The sequence below is a fragment of the Aquabacterium sp. genome (assembly GCF_036279675.1).
In the GTDB taxonomy this organism is placed as follows: domain Bacteria; phylum Pseudomonadota; class Gammaproteobacteria; order Burkholderiales; family Burkholderiaceae_C; genus Aquabacterium.
Window position 1 is genome coordinate 20,684 of sequence record NZ_DASUIS010000078.1, and the last position, 6,439, is coordinate 27,122.

Annotated in this window: 8 protein-coding genes and 1 pseudogene; 5 read left to right on the forward strand and 4 right to left on the reverse strand. The window is 63.4% G+C overall.

Annotation, left to right across the window (positions count from 1 at the left end; genetic code table 11):
* Window positions 1-50: 50 nt before the first annotated feature.
* From VFW93_RS09800 to VFW93_RS09820, 5 genes are read left to right on the forward strand one after another with little or no spacing between them, the layout of a single operon-like run.
* Window positions 51-488, forward strand: a complete 438-nt coding sequence (locus VFW93_RS09800; RefSeq protein ID WP_329693814.1) for a YeeE/YedE family protein — start codon at window positions 51-53, stop codon at window positions 486-488.
* 10 nt (window positions 489-498) lie between these two features.
* Window positions 499-915 carry a YeeE/YedE family protein gene (locus VFW93_RS09805; RefSeq protein WP_329693815.1) on the forward strand — a complete coding sequence of 139 codons (417 nt, stop codon included), beginning with the start codon at window positions 499-501 and terminating at the stop codon, window positions 913-915.
* Window positions 916-972: 57 nt separating this feature from the next.
* Window positions 973-1,998 carry an amino acid ABC transporter substrate-binding protein gene (locus tag VFW93_RS09810; protein WP_329693816.1) on the forward strand — a complete coding sequence of 342 codons (1,026 nt, stop codon included), beginning with the start codon at window positions 973-975 and terminating at the stop codon, window positions 1,996-1,998.
* A 40-nt stretch (window positions 1,999-2,038) separates the two neighbouring features.
* Window positions 2,039-2,899 carry an ABC transporter permease subunit gene (locus VFW93_RS09815; RefSeq protein ID WP_329693817.1) on the forward strand — a complete coding sequence of 287 codons (861 nt, stop codon included), beginning with the start codon at window positions 2,039-2,041 and terminating at the stop codon, window positions 2,897-2,899.
* Window positions 2,896-3,945, forward strand: coding sequence for an amino acid ABC transporter permease (locus VFW93_RS09820; protein ID WP_329693818.1), 1,050 nt, complete (start codon window positions 2,896-2,898; stop codon window positions 3,943-3,945). The genes VFW93_RS09815 and VFW93_RS09820 overlap by 4 nt, the downstream gene beginning before the upstream one ends.
* A 91-nt stretch (window positions 3,946-4,036) precedes the next feature.
* Here VFW93_RS09820 and VFW93_RS09825 read toward each other — a convergent pair whose 3' ends face one another.
* From VFW93_RS09825 to VFW93_RS09840, 4 genes and pseudogenes are all read right to left on the reverse strand, one after another.
* Window positions 4,037-4,267 (reverse strand): hypothetical protein, encoded by a 231-nt coding sequence (locus tag VFW93_RS09825; RefSeq protein ID WP_329693819.1) that lies wholly within the window; start codon window positions 4,265-4,267, stop codon window positions 4,037-4,039.
* A gap of 139 nt (window positions 4,268-4,406) precedes the next feature.
* Window positions 4,407-5,192: a TatD family hydrolase gene (locus VFW93_RS09830; RefSeq protein WP_329693820.1), complete on the reverse strand. Its 786-nt coding sequence runs from the start codon at window positions 5,190-5,192 to the stop codon at window positions 4,407-4,409.
* Window positions 5,193-5,273: 81 nt separating this feature from the next.
* Window positions 5,274-5,654 carry a PilZ domain-containing protein gene (locus VFW93_RS09835; RefSeq protein ID WP_290641497.1) on the reverse strand — a complete coding sequence of 127 codons (381 nt, stop codon included), beginning with the start codon at window positions 5,652-5,654 and terminating at the stop codon, window positions 5,274-5,276.
* A gap of 175 nt (window positions 5,655-5,829) precedes the next feature.
* Window positions 5,830-6,439, reverse strand: a pseudogene (locus VFW93_RS09840) (DNA polymerase III subunit delta'); the annotation flags it as partial.

The window sequence follows — 6,439 nt, forward strand, 5'->3', positions numbered from 1 at the left end:
TACCCAATCCCTTGGTAAGCTCCCGCCCTCGACAGTTCTGGAGTACCTCGATGAGCGATTTCACCCCCGTCGCCGGTCTGATCGGCGGGGCATTGATCGGCACCTCGGCCGTGATCTTGCTGGCTTGTTCCGGCCGGTTGGCCGGCATCAGCAACATCGCCCACAGTGTGGTGGATGGCTTGCGGCAAGGCAAATGGATGGCGTCCGGCTGGCGATTGACCTTCCTGCTGGGCATGATCCTGAGCACCTGGGCGTATTTCAAATGGTCGGGCGAGGTGGTGAACCCGCGTCAGCATTTCCCTGCCGGCCTGCTTGTACTGGGCGGCTTGCTGGTGGGCTACGGTACCTCCATGGGGAACGGCTGCACCAGTGGGCACGGCGTCTGCGGGCTGGGGCGCATGTCCGTGCGCTCGCTGGTGGCCACCTTGTGCTTCATGGCCACAGGCGGCCTCACGGTGTTCGTGATGCGCCATCTGGTGCAGGCTTGAGGAGGCCGACATGATCAGACTGTTGACCTGCCTGCTCTCAGGCGCCCTCTTCGGCCTGGGCCTGGCCATTGCGCAGATGACCAACCCCTTGAAGGTCCAGAACTTTCTGGATGTGGCCGGGCACTGGGATCCCAGTCTGGCCTTCGTGATGGGCGCTGCGGTGATGATCACCCTGGTCGGCTTTCGTGTCGTTCTCAGGCGCCAGGCCCCGTTGCTGGGTGAGCGGTTTCATCTGCCCACGCTGGTGCATGTGGATCGCCAGCTGGTGCTGGGCTCGGCCTTGTTCGGGATCGGCTGGGGACTGACCGGCTACTGCCCGGGGCCCGCCCTGGCCACCCTGCTGTCCGGCAACGACGAGGTTTACCTGTTTGTGCCCGCCATGTTGCTTGGTGGGTTTTTGCACAGAAAGCTCGCACGCCGGGCTTGAGCGCGCATCCTCACGTATGCTTGGCTCATGTCTTCTCAGATCGAGATCAGAGGTCACATGCAAGCACGTTCCTACCTGGCGCCCTTGATCGCCCTCGCCTGCGCCGTTCTGGCGCCACAAGCCCACGCAGGCAAGACCCTGGATGCCGTCAAACAGCGCGGTCAGGTGCAATGCGGGGTGAGCACCGGCGTCGCCGGCTTTTCTGCACCGGATGCCAAGGGCAAATGGTTCGGTTTCGACGTGGACTTCTGCCGCGCTGTGGCCGCCGCCGTGCTGGGCGACCCGGACAAGGTGGCCTACACCTCGCTCAACGCCCAGCAACGCTTCACCGCCTTGCAGTCAGGCCAGATCGACATCCTGTCGCGCAACACCTCCTGGACGCTGACCCGCGACGCCTCACTGGGCCTGAACTTCACGGCCATCACCTACATCGACGGCCAGGGCTTTCTGGTGCCCAGGAAGCTCAAGGTCAACAGCGCGAAGCAGTTGAAGAATGCGCAGGTCTGCGTGCAGGCCGGCACCACCACCGAGAAGAACCTGGCTGACTATTCCCGCGCCAACAAGCTGGGCATCAAGCCTGTGGTGTTCGACACCTATGAGGCGGGCTTCAAGGCCCTGTTTGCCGGCCGGTGCCAGGCTTACACGGCCGACTCGTCGGCACTGGCCAGCATCCGCAACAAGGAAGCACCCAATCCGGACGACTATGTGCTGCTGCCCGACCTGATCTCCAAGGAGCCGCTCGGCCCTGCGGTACGCCGAGGTGACGACGACTGGTTTGCCATCGTGAAGTGGACCATCTTTGCGCTGCAGGAAGCCGAGGAACTGGGCATCACGCAAGCCAATGCGGACCAGATGAAGGCTTCCGCGGACCCGGCCATCCAGCGGCTGATGGGCACGGGTGAAGACACGGGCAAGTTGCTGGGACTGGACAAGGCCTGGGTCTACAAGGCGGTGAAAGCCGTCGGCAACTACGGCGAGATCTTCGAACGCAATGTGGGTGGGCAGTCTCAACTCAAGCTGCCGCGCGGGGCCAACCGTTTGTGGAACCATGGCGGGCTGATCTATCCGCCCCCCATTCGCTGACCTGCTGGCGAACGGGCACTGACCTGCAAGATTAGCTGCGATGCTGGATTTCCTGACCCAACCGGCCGGCTTTGACATCGGCGAGACGGGGCTGCTGCTGTATGACGCCGCGCAGCCTTTGTGGCGGGCCATGCTGGTCGGGCTCGGCAACACGCTGCGTGTGTCCTTGCCTGCGCTTGTCATGGCGGTAGCCATCGGCCTGACCGTGGCATTGGGCCGCACCTCCCGTGTTGCCGGCTGGCGCGTCATGGCCGGCGTCTATGTGGACACCATCCGCAACACGCCGCTGCTGTTGCAGCTTCTGATGTGGTACTTCCTGCTGATCGAGTGGCTGCCCGATTCAACGCAAGCGCTGGCCGTGCTGCCTGGCATCTGGCTGAGCAAGGGCGGGCTGGCCTTTCCCTGGCTGGCGCCCGCAGATGACGGTGGCGCCTGGGCCTGGAGCTGGCCTCAGCAAGACACCTTCAACATCGTGGGTGGCGCGGCCGTGACACCCGAGTACCTGGCCTTGGCGCTGGCCCTGAGCCTGTACACCGGCGCCTTTCTGGCCGAAGTCATCCGAGGCGGCATCGAGGCGGTACCCGCCAGCCTGATGGAGGCCGCCGAGACCTTGGGCGCCACGCGCTGGCAACAGATCACGCAAGTCCTGCTGCCCCAGGCCTTGCGCACCATCGTGCCTGCCGCCACCAACCAGTTTCTCAACCTGATCAAGAACTCGTCCCTGGCTGTGGCCGTGGGTTACCCGGATCTGGTGTCCGTGGGCAATACCGCCTTGAATCAGACTGGCCGGGTGACCGAATGCGTGCTGGTCATGATGTCGGTCTACCTCTTCATGTCACTGTGCACGGCTGCGTTCATGAACTGGTTCAATGCGCGGCATGCCGTCAAGGGGCCCGCATGAGCACCGTGGTTCGCACCGCGGCCATGAGCTGGCCTGCACGTGTGTTGTCGGCGGCAGCGATGCTGCTGGGTGCCTGGCTGGTGTGGCACTTGCTGGACTGGGCCGTGATCCGCGCAGTGTTTCGCCCCGATGCCCAGGCATGTCAGGCGCTGCAACACCATGGGGCCTGCTGGGGCGTGGTGCCCGAGAAGCTGCGTCCCATCTTGCTCGGCCACTATCCGTTTGAACAACAGTGGCGACCGATAGCGGTGCTGGTGGGTGATCTGCTCTTGTGTGTGCTGGCGTGGCTGGCCGGTTGGCGTGGCGTGGCGTCAGCCAAAGGCTTGATGACGCTGGTGGGGGCCGTGCTGGCTGCAACCGTGCTGATGCATGGTGGCATCGCCGGGCTGCCTGTGGTGCCTTTCGATGCCTGGGGTGGCCTGCCTTTGACCTTGTGGCTGTTCGCCGTGAGCTGGCTGGTGTCCGTGCCGCTGGCCATTGCGCTGGCCCTGGCCCGCCGCTCGAAGCGCATCTGGTTGAAGTGGCAGGCCACTGCCGTGATCGAGCTGGTTCGGGGCGTGCCCTTGGTGACCTTGCTTTTCATGGCCGCCTTCATGTTGCCCGTGTTGATTCCGCAGGAGCATCCCGTCCCGCTGGTCTGGCGCGCCACGCTGGCCCTGACCTTGTTCTCCGCGGTCTACATGGCCGAGGTGGTACGCGGCGGTCTGCAGACCGTGACGCAGGATCAAAGCGAGGCCGCTGCCATCCTCGGTCTGACCTGGTGGCAGACGCAATGGATGGTGGTGTTGCCTCAGGCCTTGCGGTCGGTGCTGCCTGCCCTGGTCGGGCACGGCATCGGCTTGCTCAAGGACAGCTCGCTGGTGATGGTGATCGGCCTGCACGAATTCACCGGCGGCCTCTCGTTGAGCCTGGGCGGCGACCCTTTGTGGCGCCCCTACTACTTCGAGGCGTATCTCGCTGTGGGGATGGTGTACGCCGCCATGTGCCAGGGCTTGTCTCGCATGGGGCGCTCGCTGGAGCGGAGCTGGGTCAAAGGCTCGCACTGATTGAGCTCGACCAATAAAAATGGCCCATCACGAGGACGGGCCATCACACGCTGCTAAGCGCCGCAAGAAAAGGGGCTAGGGAGTAGCCGCTTCAGACCTGGTCTTCAGCGCTTTCTTCCAGTTCGATATCGGGCGAGGCATCCACTTCACGGTCGTATGCCTGTTCGTCGCTGGCAACCAGCGGGATCAGCGGCTTGTCCAGAGGACGGCAGACGCGGCTTTGCAGGCGGTTGAGGCGCTCCGAGCGCTCCATCGCTTCCAGCACAGCTTGCGGGTCCATCATCAGGGCAAACGGGTTGGCATACAGACTTTGCTTTTGCATAAGGGCCTCCGGGTGTGAGAGATGTCGTCGTGATGTGTTCACTGTAGGCATCTCGGGCTGGAGGCGGTAGTCGCCGAACAACCAAACCGCCTGTCAGAAATTGTCTGACAAGGGTTTTCTTCGTGGTGTGGGCTAACCCTCAGTGCGATTGAACGAGCGAGAACAATTGCTCGAAGTTGTCAGAAGTAATGCGCCCCAACTCGTCGACGTCCATGCCTTTGAGCTCGGCCAGCTGCCTTGCCACGAGCGAGACATAGGCGGGCGAGTTGAGCTTGCCGCGGTGCGGCGCGGGTGCCAGATAGGGGCTGTCGGTTTCGATCAGGCAGCGGTCGATGGGCACCATGCGGGCCACATCGCGGATGTCTGCCGCGTTCTTGAAGGTGAGGATGCCGGAGAAGGAAATGTGAAAGCCCATGTCCAGCGCGGCGCGGGCGACCATCTCGTTTTCGGTGAAGCAGTGGAAGACACCGCGCACCTTGCCCTGTCCTTCTTCCTTGAGGATGGCCAGGGTGTCGGCACTGGCTTCGCGGGTGTGGATCACCAGCGGCAGGTCGGTCTTGATCGCTGCCTGGATGTGCACCCGGAAGCGATCGCGCTGCCATGCCATGTCGGCCACGCTGCGGTCACCCAGTCGGTAATAGTCGAGGCCTGTTTCACCGATACCCACCACACGTGGCAAGGCAGCGCGGTCCAGCAAGTCCTGCAGCGTGGGCTCCTGGATGCCTTCGTTGTCCGGGTGCACACCAACCGTGGCCCAGAAGTTGTCATAGCGCATCGCGAGTGCATGCACTTGCGGAAACTCTTCCAGGGTGGTGCTGATGCACAGCGCACGGTCCACGCCGCTGGCGTGCATGTCCGCCCTGACTTGATCGATGGTCTCGGCGTATTGCGGGAAATTGAGGTGGCAGTGCGTATCGACAAACATGGCGGCAGCGTCGGGCAAACAAAAAAGCGGGTTTGACTGGTGTCAACCCGCTATTGTTGCCGCAAAGAGCTCAACTCTGCATTACAGGGTCTGAGTTGGCTTGCTCGAGGAAATATTGGTGCCCAGAATCTGCTCGATCTTCACGCGCAGCAGACGGGTCTTGTCGTCACCAGGGAAGCGCACGCCCACACCTTGAGTGCGGCCACCCGAGGCATTGGCGGGCGTGATCCAGGCGATCTTGCCGGCCACGGGGTAGCGCTGGTTGTCCTCAGGGAGCGAGAGCAGCAGGTAAATGTCGTCGCCCAGGGTGTATTCACGCGTGGTCGGCACAAACAGGCCGCCCTCGGTGAAGGCGGGGATGTAAGCGGCGTACAGCGCGCCCTTCTCGCGGAACACGAGCTGGATGACGCTGGGACGCGTTGATGCCGCAGCGGCCCCTGGCGCACCAAGTGGGGCACCCATCCGACCGGGCCCGGACGGGGCGAAGGCAGAAGGCAGGGCTGTAGTCTGGAACTCACTCATCGTGGACGAAGTGTACCGCCACGGCTTCGAGAAAGACTGTGAAATTGCCCTCACCTTGGGCTGGCTTTACTTCTGGAAACACCCTGCGCCAGAAACAGGGCTTTCACCCCCTCAATCAGGCGGTAGGTCTGGCCCTGACAGGTCGTGGTCGCATCACGGCACGGGCCTGCAGCAGCAAGGCCTCCACCTTCAGGTTCTGGTTCCAGGGGTGTTCCGCGTGGCGCGCCGTCTTGCGCAACTCCTGCCCCCATGTGGTCAGCAGGTGGAGGTCCGTCACGGCGGGCAGGCTGTTGGCCGGGAAGTAGCGGGGGGCAGCCCCTGCCGCGACACAGGCCAGGTCATGGCAGACCTTCTGGAGCGTTTCCACCACCAGCGTCAGCGGCCATTGTGTCAAGGCTGTGGCCACGCCATTGAGCAGATCTTTGGGTATCTGTGGCCAATAGCGAGCATCCAACCCCAATTGGTGGCGATCGCGGGCCGTCAAAGGCTGACCGCCGGCCGCGTCAAGCAGGATCCTGGCATCATCCGGCGATGCGCCCTGGAGCTGCGTCTGCAACCAGGTGGCGGCCACATCCGGCGAAGGTAGCGGCAAACGCCAGGCCTGACAACGGCTGCGGACCGTGGGCAGCAGCTCATCCAGCGTCGCGCCGCTGAGGACGAATCTCACCTGCCCGGGAGGCTCTTCCAGCGTTTTCAGCAGCGTATTGGCCGAGATCAGGTTCATG